This window comes from Streptomyces sp. NPDC043427, assembly GCF_056436655.1.
This window is the reverse complement of sequence record NZ_JBWKCC010000005.1, coordinates 1-16,250: the sequence shown is the minus strand read 5'-3', so window position 1 is coordinate 16,250 and position 16,250 is coordinate 1. Positions and strand designations below refer to the sequence as shown.

Sequence of the window (16,250 nt, the reverse complement as noted above, 5' to 3'; positions counted from 1 at the left end):
GGGCCGCCGCTGATGACACCCACGGGGCCACTGGGATGGGCCGTCGTCGATGGCCACCCGCCATGCCGTCCGAGTGGGCCACGGCCGATGACATCCCCCGCCGGCCGAAGGGGCTGCCGCCCGTGAACTCCGCTTGTGTCGCCCGGAAGGGCCGCCGCCCGTGAACTCCGCTCGTGTCGCCCGGAAGGGCCGCCGCCCATGAACCGCACCCGCGCCATCCCGAAGGGCCTGCGATGACCACCGTCCTTGTTCCCGACACCGTGCGGCAGATCGTGCCGCCCGAGGATCGGCATGCCGTCGAGCTCGCTTTTCTCGCCGCGTACGACGACGGGCCGCGGCCGCCCGCCTGGCGGCTGACGCCGCGTGCCGTCGTCACGTTCGTGAGGGGCAGCGACGGGCAGGCTCTCCGGCTGCCCGACGACGCGGAGGTGCCCGACGGCGTGCCACGCAGGCTCGTGGTGGAGGGCAAGTTCGTCGGCGACCGGGCGCTGGTCGAGCGATGTGTCGTCACCCTCGCCGGTGAGCGCGGACTGCTGCTCGTCGGTGAGCCCGGCACCGCCAAGTCGATGCTCTCCGAGCTGCTGTCCGCCGCGGTGTGCGGCACCAGCGGCCTGGTCGTTCAGGGCACGGCCGGTACGACCGAAGACCAGCTCAAGTACGGCTGGAACTATGCCCTGTTGCTGGCCCAGGGGCCCAGTCGGCAGGCGCTCGTGCCCTCTCCGGTGCTCACCGCCATGGCCCGGGGCGCCATCGCCCGGGTCGAGGAGGTGACCCGCTGTCTGCCCGAGGTGCAGGACTCGCTGGTCTCGCTCCTGTCGGAGCGACGGATCGCCGTCCCCGAGCTGGCGGGCACGGACGACGCCCTGGCGCACGCCGCGCCCGGCTTCAACCTCATCGCCACCGCCAACCTCCGCGACAAGGGCGTCTCCGAGATGTCCGCCGCGCTCAAGCGCCGCTTCAACTTCGAGACCGTCGGCCCCATCCCCGACCTCGACGCCGAGACCGCGTTGGTGCGCAGCCAGGCGCGGGCCGCCGTCGAGCGGTCCGGTGCGGCCTTCCGGGTCGACGACGCCGTTCTCGAGGCCCTCGTCACCGCCTTCCGGGACCTGCGGGAGGGCAGGTCGACCGAGGGCTGGGAGGTCGAGCGGCCCTCCACGGTGATGAGCACCGCGGAGGCCGTCGCCGTCGCGGGCGCGCTGGGGCTCGCGGCCGCGTACTTCCCCGGCGACCGTGACGTGCTCGGGCTGCTCCCCGGGCACCTTCTCGGCGTGGTCCGCAAGGACGACCCGGCCGACGCGGCCCGGTTGCGCGGCTACTGGGACGGCCCCGTCCGGCGCCGCGCCGAACAGGGTTCCGCCACCTGGCGGACCCTGTGGGACCTGCGCACGGTCTTGGAGGGCTGAGGTCGTGACCCACTCCTCCCTCTCCCCCGAGGAAGCCGTCGCCCTGCTCACCGACCCGGCGACGGGGCCCTACCTGATCGGCGTACGGCACCACGCGCCCTCCCTGGCCGCGGCGGTGCCCGCGCTGCTGGACGAGGCGAAGCCGGACGTGCTGCTCGTGGAGCTCCCCGCGGAGATGCAGGAGTGGGTGCCCTGGCTGGCCCACGAGGAGACACGGGCGCCGGTGGCCCTCGCGGCCGCGCCTGGTGGCGGGGGGCGCGGTGCCGGGGGCGGCTGGAGTCACGGTGAGGGGGGCGGGGGCCACGGGGGTGGTCCGGCCTTCTATCCGTTCGCCGATTTCTCGCCCGAACTCGCCGCCGTGCGGTGGGCGGCCCGGCGTGGGGTGCCGGTGATCGCCTGCGACCTGCCGCTGGCCGACCGGGCGTGGGGGGAGGAACGGCGGGCGCCGGGTCGGGTGGGCGTGGTTCCCCGCCTGTCCGTCGCCCTGCGGGCTCGGCTCACGGGTCGGCCGGGGGACGATCTGTGGGATCGGCTCGTCGAGGCGACCGCTCCGGGGTCGCCGGTCGAGGCGCTGCGGCGGGCGGCGTTGCTCACAGGGTGGGCGCTGCGGGAGGACGCGGTCGCGTCGGGGGGCGTGCCCGAGCTGGATCTGCGGCGGGAGCGCTGGATGCGGGCACGGCTGGCCGCCGCCACCGCGAACGGGGAGCGGGCCGCCATGGTGGTGGGGGCCTTCCATGCGCCGGCGCTGACGGGCGATGCCGGAAAGGAACCGACAGCCGCTGGGGGGCCGGCGGAGCCGGTCGAGCTGGGCGCCACCTCCGAGGTCACGGCGGGCGCTGCCCGGCCCGTGTGGACGACTTCGCTGATCCCGTACACCTACGCCCTCCTCGACGAGCGGTCCGGTTACCCGGCGGGCATCCGGGATCCGGAGTGGCAGCACATGGTGCTGGGGGCGGCGGGCGATCCGGCCGCGCTGGAGGAGGCACTGACCCGGGCGGCCGTGCGGGTGTGCGCGGAACTGCGGGCTCTCGGCCATCCGTCCGGGCCCGCCGACGCCCGCGAGATCACTCGGCTCGCCGGAGATCTGGCGCGGCTGCGGGGGCTGCCCGCGGCCGGGCGGGGCGAGTTGGTCGAGGCCGTGCAGACGGTGCTGACGCAGGGCGAGCCGTACGGGCGAGGGCGGGCCGTCGCGCGGGCGATGGAGCGGGTGCTGGTCGGTACGCGCGGCGGGCGGCCCGCGCCGGGCGCGCCCCGCAGTGGTCTGGTCCCGGCGGTCGAGACGGAGGTGGCGGAGCTGGGGCTGCCGGGGCCGGGGGACCGCGGATCCGGCGCGAGCCGGGATCTGCGGCTGGATCCGCTGCGTTCCGGTCTCGACCGGCGGCGCGAACTGCTGCTGCGCAGGCTGACCGTGTGCGGGGTGCCGTACGCGGAGGCCAAGGAGGTTGCCGGCGCGGGCGGTGCGGAGTCCCTCACCTCGCGCTGGGAGGTGAGGTGGACGCCCGCCACCGCGGCCATGCTGACCGCGGCCGGCGTACGGGGAGTCACCCCCGCCCAGGCGGCGGAGGGCGTCCTGCGTGAGCGGCGGCGTATAGAGGGGGACGAGGGCGGGCCCACGGCGGCGCAGGCCTTGCGGGGCCTTCAGGAGGCGGCGGAGTGCGGCCTGCCCGGGCTCGCCGACGAACGGCTCGCCGATGTCGCCGAGGTGCTGCCGCCGTCCGGCACATTGTCCGAACTCCTCGCCGGTCTGGCGCTGTTGGACCGGCTGAGGGCCGGTCACCTCGCGGGGCTCGGCGCGGACGAGGAGCGCACCGACAGGGCCGCCGACGTGGCCGGCCTTCTCACCGCCGCCGCGGTGCGCCAGGTGGACGGTCTGACCGGCTCCGAGGATCCGGCCGACGCCCACGCCCTGCTCGAACTCGCCCACCGTGCCGACCTCCAGGGCGGCCTGCGGCTCACCGACGCCCTCGCCCGGCTGTCCGCCGACGGCTCGCCCCTGATGCGGGGTGCCGCCGGCGCCGTACGGGTCCTGCTCGGGCACGAGGACGCCGAGGTGCTCGGCGGTCGCGTCGCGTCCTGGGTCGACGGGGCCTGGGACGCCGAGGCCCGGTCCGCCCTCACCGCGCGGCTCACCGGCCTGCTCACCGCCGCGGGGCCGCTCCTGGAGGCGGCGGCTCCCGCGCTGGAACCCCTCCTCGACCGGATGTCGGAACTGCCCGACCAAGCCTTCCTCGAGCGGCTCCCCGCGCTGCGGGGCGGCTTCGACACGCTGAGCCCCGCGGCCCGGGACCGACTCCTCGGCACGGTGGAGGAACGCCTCTCCCCCACCCGGCCCCTGTCCGACACGGGCGGTGTCGACCCCACCGACCTCGCCACCTGGACCCGGGCGGACATCTCCGCCCGGGCGGCTCTCCAGCGGCTGGGGCTGCTGCCGGCGGCACGGGTCGACGGGGGCGCCGAAGCAGCGCCGAGCGGCACCGAACCCCAAGCCGCTACCGCTGACTTCGGCTCCGGCTGGGGTTCCGAGGGCACCGCAACCGAGCCCGGCTCCGGCTCAGGTTCCGGAAGCGCCGCCACCGAGCCCGGCTCCGACTCGGCCCCGGGCGATGTCTCCACCGGCACGGGCCCCGGCTCGGAGTCCGGCGAGGGCGCCGCCCACACGAGCCCCGCCTTGGCGTCCCCCGACGACGCCACCCACACGAGCCCCGCCTCGAAGTCCCCCGACAACGCCACCCACACGAGCCCCGCCTCGGCGTCCGGCGAGGGCGCCGCCGACAAGGGCGTCGGCTCGCCCGACCCCGGCTCCGGCGCTCGTGGCGGCTCCACCGCCCCCGGATTCGGCTGGGCCGACTCCGGCATCGGTTCCGGCGCCGGCTCGGGCTCACACCACCTCGCGCCCGCCGACCGCTGGCGCCTTCTCCTCGGTCGGCGGGCCGACAAGCTTCCGCGGTCCGCGGCCGCGTTGGCCACCGCGCTGGACGAGTTGTACGGCAATGGCCGCGGTGAGGGCAGCAGGGGTGGGCCGGGTGCTGGGGGTGGCGGTGGACGGGAGGCGCCGTATCCCGGTGTGCGGGAGTGGTCGGAGGAGTTGGCGGCGCTGTTCGGGCCGGGTGTGCGGGAGGAGGTGCTGGCGGCGGCCGCCGCGTCGGGCCGGACGGACGTGCTCGCGGAACTGGCCCCTGACAGCGTGCGGCCCTCCGTCGACCTGCTGCGCACGGTGCTGCGGCACGCGGGCGGCCTGCCCGAGGCACGGATCGCCGCGCTGCGTCCGCTGGTGAGCCGCCTGGTCGACGCGCTCACCCGGGAGCTGGCCACCCGGCTGCGCCCCGCGCTGCACGGCACGGCCCTGCCCCGCCCCAGCCGACGGCCGGGCGGCGGGCTCGATCTGCCCGGCACCCTGCGCGCCAACCTGGCGACCGCCCGCCGAGGCCCCGACGGAACGGTCCAGATCATCCCCGAGCACCCGGTCTTCCGTACTCGCGCCCGGCGTGCCGCCGACTGGCGGCTGATGCTGGTGACCGACGTGTCCGGGTCCATGGAGGCGTCCACGGTGTGGGCCGCCCTCACGGCCTCGGTGCTGGCCGGAGTGCCCACCCTGTCCACGCACTTCCTGGCCTTCTCCACCGAGGTCATCGATCTCACCGGCCATGTCGACGACCCGCTGTCCCTGCTGCTCGAGGTCAGCGTGGGCGGCGGCACCCACATCGCCGCGGGCCTGCGACACGCCCGTGAACTCGTCACCGTGCCGTCCCGCACCCTCGTCGTGGTCGTCAGCGACTTCGAGGAGGGCTATCCGCTCGGCGGTCTGCTCGCCGAGGTCCGTGCCCTGGTGGGGTCCGGCTGTCACGTCCTGGGGTGCGCGAGCCTCGACGACACGGGCCGCCCCCGGTACTCCACCGGCGTCGCGGGACAGCTCGTCGCCGCGGGGATGCCCGTAGCCGCCCTCAGCCCGCTCGAACTCGCCCGCTGGGTAGGGGAGAAGATCGCATGAGCCCGCAGCTGCCTCCGGTCGCGCCGTCCGTGACCGCCGAACTCGTCGAGGCGCTGTCACCCCGGCTCCGTAAGCGGCTGGACGCGGGTATCGCCAAGCTGGTGGACCGGCCGGTGGTCGTCGACGGCGACACCGTGCGCCTCGCCGTCGACGACGACACCGACCTCGAACTGCATGCCCCCTGCGGCGCCGTGACCAGTGCGGACGCCATCCGCTGCGGTTGTCTTCTCGCCCCCGACTGCCTGCACCGCGCCGCCGCGGCCTCGGCCGCCCCGATCGCCGACGCGGCGCTGATCACCGGCCCCGACGCCGAGACGGACCTCGAAGCCGAAACCGACCAGCCGGTGGTGGACGACTCCGGTCCGGCCGCCCACTCCGACGCCCCGTCCACCGATGCCACGTCCACCGATGCCCCGGCCCAGGCAGCTCCGGCACCCCCGGCCATGCCCGACACCCCCACCCCCGCTCAGCACACCGCCGCCCGAGCCGTCCAGGACGCCGCGGCCGCCGTGTTCGAAGCCGGTACGGACGGTGCCGGGGCCGTCCTCCAGGCGGAACTGCTCCGCGCGGCGCACACCGCGCGGCTCGCGGGGCTGCCGAGGGCCGCCGCCTCGGCGGTGTCCGTGGTCACCGCGCTACGGGCGGCCCGCTCCGCCGACCCCGCGTACCGCCTCGCCGACCTGGTCGCCGCGCTGCGCGACCTGCTGGGCACCGCCCACCGTCTCCCGTACGCCACCGGCCCGGAACTGGCCGCCCTGCGCGGCACGGCACGGCAGCCGTACACCCCGGACGGGTCCCTGCGCCTGTACGGGCTCTTCTCCGAGCCCGTCCTCACGGCGACCGGATACGCGGGAGCCGTCACCTGGACCGCCGACGCCGACGGCTGTCTTTACACGGTCTCCGACGTGGCCCCGGGCCGCGCGGCCCGGGCCGTGGGCGCGGCCGACCGGGCCGTCCGCATCGGCGACACGGCCCTGACGCACCGCGAGCTGTCGCGCGCCGGGCTCGCCGTCTCCGGCGCCACCGTCTCGCCGACGGGCCGGCTGGGAGCGGGGGCGGGTGTACGGGCGGTCCGAGCGTCCGGCGCTGCCTGGCGGGGCGAGCCGCTCGACCGTCTCTGGGCCGTGCCCGTCGCCGAGCAGGTCTCCCGTGCGCTGTCCGACGGCGGCCCCGGCCTGCTCTTCCTGGACGTGACCCTCCTGGGCACGGTGCGCGAGGCCGCGGGCGACTGCCTGCTCGCGGACTGTGGCGGTCTGCCGCTGCGTCTGGCCGCCGCCCACGACGATCCCGCGCTGCCCCACCGCGACAATCTCCGTCTGCTCGCGGCCGCCACGGGCACCCGGCTCCGTGTCGTCGCGCGTCTGACCCCGGCCCCGCTCCCCCGCGCCCTGCTCCTCGCCTGCGACCACCCCTCGGACCTGGGGAGCCGTGTCGACCTCGGCCTCGACCGTCTCCAGCACGCGGACCTGCCCGCCTCCTCGGGGACACCGTCGGCCGGCGCGCCGCCCACGCCCGACGAAGCCCCGTTGCACCTCCTGCGTCGGCGCGTCCATCAGGCCGTCTCCGGGGGCCGTCGTGTGCTGGCCTTTCCCGGGGACGGCGCGTACGACAGCCGGCGCCTCGGCGAGTACGGCCTCGCGACGGCGGGCGATCTCCTCGACGCGCTCCACGCCGCCGCCGCGGACCGTGCCCGGGACGCCTTCGGCCGTCTCCTGCCCGCGGACACCGACCGGTTCGCGCGCGCCTGGCTCGCCGCCGCGCTCTACACCGATGAGGTCGACCGCGCGCTGTGCGCCTCGGCATGGCGGGTGGAGCCGGGACAACGGTTGATGCTTCCGGTGTGAGACCTCAGCTCGTCCAGGCCAGCAGTCGTTCGCGGGTGTCGGGCGCCCGCAGCCGGGCGAGGGACTCCTTCTCCAGCTGGCGGACGCGCTCGCGGGTCAGGCCGACCTGCCGCGCCACCTCCTGCAGGGTGCGGGGCCGCCCGTCGTGGAGGCCGTACCGCAGGCTGAGGATCATGGCCTCGCGGGCGGCCAGGGTACCGACGGCCTCGTGCAGCTCCTCCGCGAGGGCCTGGTACTCGGCGACCTCCGGGGCCTGCAGGACCTCCGTGTCGGCGATGAGGTCGCCGACGACGGTCTCGCCGGTCTCGTCCACCGGAGTGTCCAGGCTGACGGCGTCCCGTCCTACGTGCCGCAGCCACGCCACCTTCTCCTCGCTGAAGCCGCTCTCCGCGGCCACCTCCTCGGCGGAGGGCGCACGTCCCAGGGCCAGTTGCATCCGCCGTTCGATCTTGGCCAGTTTCTGCAGCTGTTCCACGACCTGCATCGGCAGCCGCACCGTGCGGGCGTGCGCCGCGAGGCCCCGCTCGATGGCCTGGCGGATCCACCAGGTGGCGTACGTGGAGAACTTGAAGCCCTTGGTGTGGTCGAACTTCTCCACCGCCCGGATCAGACCCAGGTTTCCCTCCTGGATGACGTCGAGCAGCGGCAGACCCCGGTGGGCGTGCCGCTTGGCCATCGACACCACGAGCCTCAGGTTGGCGCGGACCATGTGGTCCTTGGCCGCCAGCCCCTCACGGGTGATCCGCTCCAGCTCCGGGCGCCGTTCCGGCGGTACGTTCCGTTCGCCCGCGTCGGCCTGTTCCAGTTCCTCCATGGCGTGCACGCCCGCCTCGATGCGCTGGGCGAGCCGCACCTCGTCCTCCGCGGTGAGCAGCGGGGTCGCCGCGATCTGAGCCAGATACTGGCCCAGCAGGTCCGGTTCCTCGTCGGGCTCGGGTATCCGGCTGCGCAGCCGAGCGGTGCGGGCGGGAGCGCGTCGGTCCTCCGAGGGGCCCGCCGGGACTGCCTGTGCCAGGGGAGACATGTTTGCGTTCCTCCGTCCCCTCCTCGTGCCAAAAGGCACGGGTACCCGGGGAGCACCGGGCGAACCCGTCATGTCGTTCCGTGTCGCGGGTCCCCCTCCGGCGTCCCGGCGAGCCGTACGGCGCTCTCCAGGAGCAGGGCGTGGACGAAGGCCTGCGGGAGGTTGCCGCGCAGCTGGCGCTGGGCGACGTCGAACTCCTCCGCGTACAGGCCCGAGGCGCCGCAGGCCCCGCGGTTGCGTTCGAACCAGCGGTGCGCCGCGACGGTCCGGCCCGCCTGGTGCTCGGCCAGGGCCATGACGAATCCGCACATCACGAACGCCCCCTCGGCCTCTTCCAGGGGTCGGTCGTCGTGGCGGAATCGGTAGACGAAGTGGTCCTCGGTGAGGTCGCGGCGGCAGGCGTCGAGGGTGGCGCGGGTCCGCACGTCGTGAGCGTCCAGTGCGCCGCGTACGGCGGGCAGCAGGAGGGCCGCGTCCACCGCGGGGTCGTCGGGGCTGCGCTGCCAGTGGCCGTCGGGGTGGACGCAGGTGCCCGCGGTGGTGGTGAGGACGGTATCGGCCAGGCGGGTGCAGGTCTCGGCGAGCGGGTGGCGGGGGGCCGCGGTGGCCAGGGCTCGCAGTCCGGCGATGCAGGCCAGCCTGCTGTGCGTCCACCATCGGGCGCCGAGCTCCCAGATGCCGGAGTCGGGTTCCCGCCAGCGCTCGGCGATGGCGTTCACCGCGAGGGCGGCCGCCTTCCAGTGGTCCGTGTCGAGGCGGTCGTGCTGTGCGGCGGCGGCGAACAGTTGCAGGGCCTCGCCGAAGCAGTCGAGCTGGAACTGGCGGTTCACGCGGTTGCCGACGCGGTCGAAGCCGCCGGGGTAGCCGGGGAGGGCGAGATCCCGCTGCTCGGGGACGGGACCGCCGTGGACGGTGTAGGCCGGGGCCAGGCGGGGGCCGTCGTCGTGCAGTCGTGCGCAGACGAAGCGGACGGCGTCGTCCAGCAGGTCGTGCGAGCCCACGGCCGCGGCGGCCTGGCCCGCGTAGCTCTGATCGCGGATCCACACGTACCGGTAGTCGTAGTTGCGGCCCTCCTCGGCGCGCTCGGGCAGGCTGGTGGTGGCGGCCGCGACCATGCCGCCGCCTCGGGCGGTCAGGCCGCGCAGCACGGCGTACGACCGGCGGGCGTCGCCGACGGCGATGGTGTTCTCGAGATCGGGGACCGTTTTCCGCCATGCGGCCTCGGTGGCGGCCCACGCCTGGTCGGGGCGCGGCTCCTCGTGCGGCAGCTCGGTCCTGGAGCATTCGAGGATCAGGTCGTGGTGCTCGCCCGGCTGCAGCGTCAGATCGGCGGTCAGGCCCTGTTCGCCCGCGACTGCGGCGGCCGCTCCCCGCCAGCGCAGGTGGAGGTCGCCGGTGCGGAGGTGCCATACGCCGTCGTCGTTGCGGTGGGCGGAGGTGAGGGTGGCGCTGCCGTATCCGGCGTGCGGGTCGAGGGCGACGGTGAGGTGGGCGGGGCCGTCGACGGCGCGCAGCCGGCGCAGCAGGACGAGGCGGTCGGGGTCGCCGGGGAAGGCGAGTGCCTCCCGGCACTCGATGATGCCGTCGTCGGTGATCCAGCGGCTGCGCCAGATGAGGGTGCCCTCTTCGTAGTAGCCGCCGAAGACGTAGCGGCCCTTGGGGGTTACTGCGTAGGCGCCTCGGCCGCCCACGAGGGCGGCGAAGAGGGCGTCGTCGTGCCATGTGGGGGCGCAGAGCCAGGCGATGGCGCCGTCCGGGCCGATCAGCGCGCCGCGTTCCCCGTCGGCCAGCAGCGCGTAGTCGTGCAGCGCGTGTGGCTGAAAGGGTGTGCCCATGGCTGTCGGCCTTCCGTTGTCAGGTTTCCGTCTGCGCTCTGGGGAGGACGGGTACCCGGAGATCGCGGAGGGCAACGGAAGAACGCTGTTTCGGGGCGCTGTTTCGGGGCGCTCGGACAGCGGGAACCGCCGGACGCGGTGGGCTGGTGCCGGGGGTCCCCCGGCCTCGCCTCGCCGCCCGGCGGTTCGCTGCGCGTCGGTCAGGTGCGGTCGCGCTTCGTGGAGCGGTTGCTCTCCGGCATGCGCTCCTCGGCCTTGCCCCGGACCTTCTTGGCCTCGCCGCGGGCCTGGTCGAGCCGGCCCTCGACCTCCTGCTCGCGGTCGCCGGAGACCTTGCCGGTCATCTCCTTGGCCTTGCCCTTGATCTTGTCCGTACCACCCTTGCGGGCCATGACTCCTCCTTGGGGGGATGGGGTGAGTCGCTTGCCCGCCCAACGTAAACGGGAGTCGGAGCGTCCGCGCGTTGGAGCATCACGCACTGTAGTCACGGCAGTTGGGGGCGTCGGCTTCTCAGGGCGCGGGTGCGCCACGGCCGTGGGCGGGGCGGGGGCATGGCGGCGCGGCGAGCGGCGTCGCTGGTCTGGCCCCTGTGTCCGCTGTCACGGTGAGTCGGCGTCGGGACCGGCTACGCGACGGGCTGCGCCGCACCGCATCACCCCGCTCCCGTAAGTACGGCGGCCTCCGCGACGTGGGGGTCCGGGCCCGCACCTCCGTCGGTGGGAGGTGGGTCAGCTTGCCCCGGTGGCCGCCCACTCTGCGTCGAGGGTCTCGCAGTACGCGTTTTCGGTGGCCGCTGCCACCTGTGCCCAGGCGTAGCGGCCGAGGATTCTGCGGCGGGCGGCCGCTCCGCATGCCTGGCGGGTCGTCGGGTCGGCCAGGAGGGCGCCGACTGCGCGGGCCAGTGCTTCGGGGTCGCGGGGTGGTACCAGGCGGCCGGTGCCGGGGTCGGCGACGGTGTCCAGGTGGCCGCCGAGGGCGCTGGCGACGACGGGTCTGCCGCAGGCCATGGCCTCCAGGGGGACGGTGCCGGAGGGTTCGTGGTCGGCGGGGCAGACGATGACGTCGGCGGAGCGCAGGAGCGGTGGCACCCGGTCGTTGGGGACGCCGCCTGTGAAGTGGACGCGGTGGGCTACGCCGGCCTCGTGCGCCAGGGCGCGCAGCCGGCGTACTTCTGCGTTCTCGTCGAGGTGGGGTGGCGCAGGGCCGCCCACTATGACCAGTTCGGTGCCCGGCAGGAGGGGCAGGGCGGCGACGGAGACCGCCGCGCCCTTGCGCGGGGTCGGGTGGCCCAGCTGGAGCAGTCGGTACGGGTGGGCGCCGCGCGGTGCCGTGGGGCCATGCGGGGTGAAACGGTCGGTGTCGACCCCGTACGGCACGACGGTTGTCTTCTCTGCGGGGACGCCCATGCGGGTCAGTTCGGCGACCTGGTCCCGGCAGGTGGCGATGATCCGGTCGCAGGCCAGGCCCACCTGTGTTTCGTAGGCGATGCGCTGGGTCGGGCTGGTGTCGGTGAGTTGTCGGTGTCGTCGCTCGACTGTGCCGAGGGTGTGGTACGTGTGCAGCAGTGGCAGCCCGTGGTGGCGGGCCGCGCACAGGGAGGCGGGGCCCCAGATCCACCCGTGTGAGTGCACCAGGTCGGGGGGCCGTCTGTGCCAGATCCGGGCCAGGTGGTGGCCGAACTCCGACGTGTGGGACAGGAGTTCGGCCTCGGGGAGCTGTTCGGGGGGTCCGGCGGGTACCAGGTGTACCTCTACGCCGTCGCGCAACGGCAACCGGTCGGGCGGCTCGGGCGTGGCTCGGCGGGTGTAGACGGTCACGCGGTGGCCCCGGTCTGCGAGCGCGCCCGCGAGGCGGGTGAGGTGGGCGTTCCGCCCGCCCTCGGCGAGCGCGGCGGGTGGGCCGACGGGCCCCGCGACCAGTGCGATGTCCAGGACGCCAGGGGCGGCCGGGCCGGTCGGCGCGGTGCTCATACGGCCGCTCCCCTTGCCGTCCGTTCCCCTGCGCGGGTGGCGCCTACTGGACGAAGGTCGGAACGGCCAGGGCGTCGTGGCCGCGCATCCGGGGTCCGTGGGTGTTGAACAGGCGCACGATGCAGGTGTCGGTGCCGTGGGCCTGGGCGCGGGCGGTGGTCAGCGCCTCGGCGAAGTTCCTCCAGGCCGACGAACCCCGCGCGACCGGTGACGACGGCGTGATTCCAGTTCCGCGTACGGGTGGTGGTCATCCGGGTTCTCCTCCGTCGGCGGCTCCGAGCTCTCGCTCAGCGTCCGCCGCACCGCCGCCACGGGCATGGCCGCGTAGGGCATTCGGGTGACTCACGGAGAGTGAGAGCGCCTGAGTGACAAAAGAGGACCGTCCATCGGTGCCATGCACACCAAGGGTGGTCGTCCACGCCACGCAATGCCTCTTCGTGCTCCTGTGCGCCCCGGCGTAGAGGCGATTCAGGCAACCGAAGGGAGGTTGAACTGGGCAGTACAAGACTCGAACGCAAATCGGTGGAACGGCCACTGATTTCGTGTGTCGATTGAGGCAGGTGGTAATCGATGAACGGTGCCGCGCCTGAAACAGATCGCGCCTGGACGGTGGGTATTGCACCAGGCATATTCCCCTTCGTCGGTCACGGTATCGCTTTGTTCCGTCGGCCGCTGGATTTTCTGAATTCCTTGCCTGAGCACGGAGATCTGGTCGAGATACGTCTGGGTCCTCTGCGTGCCTGGATGGCGTGTCACCCGGAGCTGGTACACCAACTCCTCATGGACACGCGCACCTTCGACAAGGGGGGCCCGCTGTACGACAGGCTGCGCCCGCTGATGGGCAACGGTCTCGTCACCTGCCGTCATGACAGCTACAGGCGGCAACGCAGGCTGTTGCAACCCGACTTCCACCCCTCTCGTATCGCCGAGCACACCGAACTGATGGGGCGTGAAGCCGAGTCGACGTTCCGCACGTGGCAGGCCGGTGAACCGGTCGACATCAGCGCGGAGATGTTGGCCCTGACAACCCGGGTGATCAGCCACGTCCTGTTCTCCGACTCCCTCGACCGGGCGACGGCCGCCGAGGTGCGCGACTGTCTCGCCACCATCGTGCGCGGTCTGTTCGTCCGTACGGCCGTGCCGGTCGACGCCCTGTTCCGGGTGCCGACACCCGCGAACCGGCGGTACCGCCGCGCCGTCGAGCGGGTACACGCGATCGTCGACGGAGTCGTCGAGGAACGCCGACGCGACCCGCGGCGCGACGACCGGCACGATCTGCTCGGGACGCTTCTGGCCGCCACACGTGGCGACGGCGAGACCGCGGCGGCGGTCAGCGAGCAGGAGGTCCACGACCAGCTCGTCACGTTCCTGCTCACCGGAGCCGAGAGCAACGCCCTGTGCCTCGCATCCGCCTTCGGACTCCTGGCACTGCACCCGGAGGCGGAGCGTCGGCTGCACGACGAGGTCGACACCGTGCTGGGCGGACGGCTTCCCGGGCCCGAGGACCTTCCGCGCCTCACCTACACCCGGTGCGTCGTCACCGAGACGCTCCGGCACCGCCCGCCCGGCTGGCTCTTCACGCGCCGGACCACGAAGGAGACGGCCCTGGCCGGGCAGCGCCTCCCGGCGGGGGCCACGGTCCTGTACAGCCCCTACCTCCTCCAGCACGACCCGGCCTCGTTCCCCGACCCCGACCGCTTCCGCCCCGCCCGCTGGCTGCCCGAACAGGCCACCGCCGTCCCGCACGGCGCGATGCTCCCGTTCTCCAAGGGCAGCCGCAAATGCATCGGCGACCGGTTCGCCCTAGCGGAGGCCATGGTGGCCGTCGCGACCATCGCCGGCCGATGGCGGCTGTGCCATCGGCCCGGATACACCGAACAGCTGCGCCCCGCCGCGACGCTGGGCCCGCGTTCGCTGGTGATGACCTGCGAACCGCGCGCCCACGCGCCGCTCGGCGGGGCATCCCATGCACGTTCCCTCGCCATCCGAGCAACCGCAGCACCACGAGTGCAGGACTCCCGAACGGCAGGTGACAACGGTGTCGACGACGCATGAGGAAATCGCGGTAACCCCGCAGAACGTTCTTTCGGCCGGCAGTCTCAGGGATCTGATCGACGCGGACCTCTACATGCCCTTTCCGTTCCAGTGCAATCGCCATGCGTCCGAGGCCGCGGCGGGCGTCGAGACGTGGTTGCGCCGACGGGGGCTGACCGACGAACCGGGGGTGGCGACGATGATCGCCCGCACCCGCCCCGCCGAGCTCGCCGCCTACAACAGCCCGACGATGGACGCCGATCTCCTCCAGATCGTCGCCAACCAGATCGCCTACCAGTTCATCTTCGACGACCGTGCGGAGGAGGTCGGCCGGCAGGGTGCGGCCCGCCTGCTGCCCATGCTGTGCGAGAGCATCGCCATCCTCCGGGACGGCGAACCCCCCAGCACCGCTCTCGGCGCGGCCCTGGCCGACCTCCACCGCCAGGTCCAGGACCGGTGCACGCCCGCCCAGGCGGCACGCTGGGCGTGGAACAGCCGGGAGTATGTGCACGGGTTGTTGTACGAGGCGGTGGCGCAGGGGGAGGCGGGGGGTGTTCGGACGGGGGTGTGCGAGTCGATTCGTTCGCTCATCGCGGGCGTCGAGCCGTTCTATCCGCTGTGCGAGGCCGGACAGGCCGCCGAGGTGCGTGCCGAGGAGCTCTGCCACCCGGCTATGCGGCGCTTGAGGCGCTTGTCGGCCGACGCGGCGGTGTGGATTCCCGATCTCTTCTCCGCCGTGAAGGAACAACGGGAAGGGGGAATGATCAACCTGGCCCTCGCCTACCAGCGCGCGCACCGGTGCTCCTTGCCAATGGCCGTCATGCTGGCGATCCAGCAGATCAACTGCACGATCCGGGAATTCGAGACGCTGTACGAAGAGATCGAGCCCGAATTGAGCCCCGCCGGCGTCGGTTACGTGGAAGGCATGGCCGGCTGGATCCGCGGATGTTACTTCTGGTCCCGCACCGTGCCCCGATACGCGGACACTGTGGCGGCACCCGCCCTTCTGTGAGGAATGACGGGGCATAGTACTAGCAGGCCAGGCGCACAACACATGGGCCTGCGAATTATTCACCCTTTCCTGTCGTCGTCATGCGTTAATACGGCAAAGGGGCGCTCGAAAGGCATACGCTCGGCGCCCACTCCTCCTCGGATCAACGACAGGAAGCGGTAGCGCATATGGCACCTGGGCTGCGGCAACCGAACGGCGAGCATCGTCCGTTGCTCGAGCGCCACAGGGAATTACACGCACTTGACTCCGCGCTGTCGGACCTCCAGGGCGCCGTCCCGGGCGTGCCACGGGTGTCGGACAGCGGTGTGCTCGCCTTCGCCGGCTCGGCGGGGCTGGGCAAGACCACCCTCATCACGGCGGCACGTGCCCGCGCCGCCGCACACGGATTCACCGTGTTCTCGGGTAAGGGCGGCGAGAAGGAACAGGGGCTGGCGTTCCGCGTGGTCCGCCAGCTCCTGCAGCCCGCGTTGGCCGCGATGGAGGAGACGGAGCGCCGTACCTTCTTGGGGAGTTGGTACGACACCGTCGCCGGCGCGCTCGGTCTCGAAGCGACGGACACTTCCCACGTACCGGACCCGACCGGGGTACGCGACGGCCTCGACTGGGTGATGACGCGGTTGGCGGTGGAGAAGGCGCCCGTCGTTCTTCTCCTGGACGATCTGCACTGGGCCGACGCCGAGTCCCTCAGCTGGCTGGCCTCGTTCGCGCCACGGGCCGTGGACCTACCGCTCCTGATCGTCGTCGCCTATCGTCCCGACGACCTGCCGCCCGACCGGACCACCTTTTGCGCGCTGGTCGAACACCAAGGGAACCGTCCCCACACGTTGGTGCCGCTCGGCGCGCAGAGCGTGGCGCGGATCGTCAGGGACGTGATCGGGGAGGGAGCCGAGGACGAGTTCTGCGAAGAGTGCTGGCGAGCCACCTGGGGAAGCCCGTTCGAAGCCGTCGAGCTGGCCTTCCGGCTCCGTGAACGGCATGTGAAGGGCCTGCGGCACGAGTTGCCGGTGATGAGGGACCTCGCGACGGCCATCAAGGGGCCCGGACTGAGCCTCTTCAGCGTTGCCGCTCCAGGGTGAGAATGGCTTTGGCGATTGACGTCATGCGGTTGGGGCTGCAGCGGGACCTGCGGAAGATCCGCCA

10 protein-coding genes and 2 pseudogenes are annotated in these 16,250 nt (G+C 73.4%); 6 read left to right on the top strand and 6 right to left on the bottom strand.

What is annotated here, in order from left to right; genetic code table 11:
- Positions 1-233: 233 nt before the first annotated feature.
- Genes AC067M_RS12055 through AC067M_RS12045 form a run of 3 tightly spaced genes read left to right on the top strand, consistent with a single transcriptional unit; the run spans position 234 to position 7,235 of the window.
- On the top strand, positions 234-1,403 hold the full coding sequence (locus AC067M_RS12055; RefSeq protein ID WP_478696897.1) for an ATP-binding protein: 1,170 nt from the start codon (positions 234-236) through the stop codon (positions 1,401-1,403).
- Between the two features lie 4 nt (positions 1,404-1,407).
- Positions 1,408-5,391 (top strand): vWA domain-containing protein, encoded by a 3,984-nt coding sequence (locus AC067M_RS12050; RefSeq protein ID WP_478696896.1) that lies wholly within the window; start codon positions 1,408-1,410, stop codon positions 5,389-5,391.
- Positions 5,388-7,235, top strand: coding sequence for a hypothetical protein (locus tag AC067M_RS12045; RefSeq protein ID WP_478696895.1), 1,848 nt, complete (start codon positions 5,388-5,390; stop codon positions 7,233-7,235). The genes AC067M_RS12050 and AC067M_RS12045 overlap by 4 nt, the downstream gene beginning before the upstream one ends.
- A 4-nt stretch (positions 7,236-7,239) precedes the next feature.
- Here AC067M_RS12045 and AC067M_RS12040 read toward each other — a convergent pair whose 3' ends face one another.
- The 5 genes and pseudogenes from AC067M_RS12040 to AC067M_RS12020 form a co-directional block, all read right to left on the bottom strand.
- Complete coding sequence (locus AC067M_RS12040) at positions 7,240-8,259, bottom strand: sigma-70 family RNA polymerase sigma factor (protein WP_478696894.1); 1,020 nt, start codon at positions 8,257-8,259, stop codon at positions 7,240-7,242.
- Positions 8,260-8,327: 68 nt separating this feature from the next.
- Positions 8,328-10,094, bottom strand: a complete 1,767-nt coding sequence (locus tag AC067M_RS12035; RefSeq protein ID WP_478696893.1) for a glycoside hydrolase family 15 protein — start codon at positions 10,092-10,094, stop codon at positions 8,328-8,330.
- Positions 10,095-10,294: 200 nt separating this feature from the next.
- On the bottom strand, positions 10,295-10,486 hold the full coding sequence (locus tag AC067M_RS12030; protein ID WP_478696892.1) for a CsbD family protein: 192 nt from the start codon (positions 10,484-10,486) through the stop codon (positions 10,295-10,297).
- A 336-nt stretch (positions 10,487-10,822) separates the two neighbouring features.
- Positions 10,823-12,064, bottom strand: a complete 1,242-nt coding sequence (locus AC067M_RS12025; RefSeq protein WP_478696891.1) for a glycosyltransferase — start codon at positions 12,062-12,064, stop codon at positions 10,823-10,825.
- 46 nt (positions 12,065-12,110) lie between these two features.
- A pseudogene (locus tag AC067M_RS12020) lies at positions 12,111-12,245 on the bottom strand (SDR family NAD-dependent epimerase/dehydratase); the annotation flags it as partial.
- 389 nt (positions 12,246-12,634) lie between these two features.
- On the opposite strand from AC067M_RS12020, the gene AC067M_RS12015 reads away from it, so the two are divergent.
- From AC067M_RS12015 to AC067M_RS12005, 3 genes are all read left to right on the top strand, one after another.
- On the top strand, positions 12,635-14,119 hold the full coding sequence (locus AC067M_RS12015; protein ID WP_478696890.1) for a cytochrome P450: 1,485 nt from the start codon (positions 12,635-12,637) through the stop codon (positions 14,117-14,119).
- Complete coding sequence (locus tag AC067M_RS12010) at positions 14,103-15,110, top strand: (-)-alpha-amorphene synthase (RefSeq protein WP_478696889.1); 1,008 nt, start codon at positions 14,103-14,105, stop codon at positions 15,108-15,110. The genes AC067M_RS12015 and AC067M_RS12010 overlap by 17 nt, the downstream gene beginning before the upstream one ends.
- A 167-nt stretch (positions 15,111-15,277) precedes the next feature.
- Positions 15,278-16,186: an AAA family ATPase gene (locus tag AC067M_RS12005; protein WP_478696888.1), complete on the top strand. Its 909-nt coding sequence runs from the start codon at positions 15,278-15,280 to the stop codon at positions 16,184-16,186.
- Here AC067M_RS12005 and AC067M_RS12000 read toward each other — a convergent pair.
- Positions 16,164-16,250, bottom strand: a pseudogene (locus AC067M_RS12000) (IS5/IS1182 family transposase); the annotation flags it as partial. The gene AC067M_RS12005 and the pseudogene AC067M_RS12000 overlap by 23 nt on opposite strands.

Bases quoted from the DNA above. Each gene is read 5' to 3' on its own strand.
- AC067M_RS12055 (WP_478696897.1), top strand. From the start codon at position 234: ATGACCACCGTCCTTGTTCCCGACACCGTGCGGCAGATCGTGCCGCCC.
- AC067M_RS12045 (WP_478696895.1), top strand. From the start codon at position 5,388: ATGAGCCCGCAGCTGCCTCCGGTCGCGCCGTCCGTGACCGCCGAACTC.
- AC067M_RS12040 (WP_478696894.1), bottom strand. From the start codon at position 8,259: ATGTCTCCCCTGGCACAGGCAGTCCCGGCGGGCCCCTCGGAGGACCGA.
- AC067M_RS12035 (WP_478696893.1), bottom strand. From the start codon at position 10,094: ATGGGCACACCCTTTCAGCCACACGCGCTGCACGACTACGCGCTGCTG.
- AC067M_RS12030 (WP_478696892.1), bottom strand. From the start codon at position 10,486: ATGGCCCGCAAGGGTGGTACGGACAAGATCAAGGGCAAGGCCAAGGAG.
- AC067M_RS12025 (WP_478696891.1), bottom strand. From the start codon at position 12,064: ATGAGCACCGCGCCGACCGGCCCGGCCGCCCCTGGCGTCCTGGACATC.
- AC067M_RS12015 (WP_478696890.1), top strand. From the start codon at position 12,635: ATGAACGGTGCCGCGCCTGAAACAGATCGCGCCTGGACGGTGGGTATT.
- AC067M_RS12005 (WP_478696888.1), top strand. From the start codon at position 15,278: ATGGCACCTGGGCTGCGGCAACCGAACGGCGAGCATCGTCCGTTGCTC.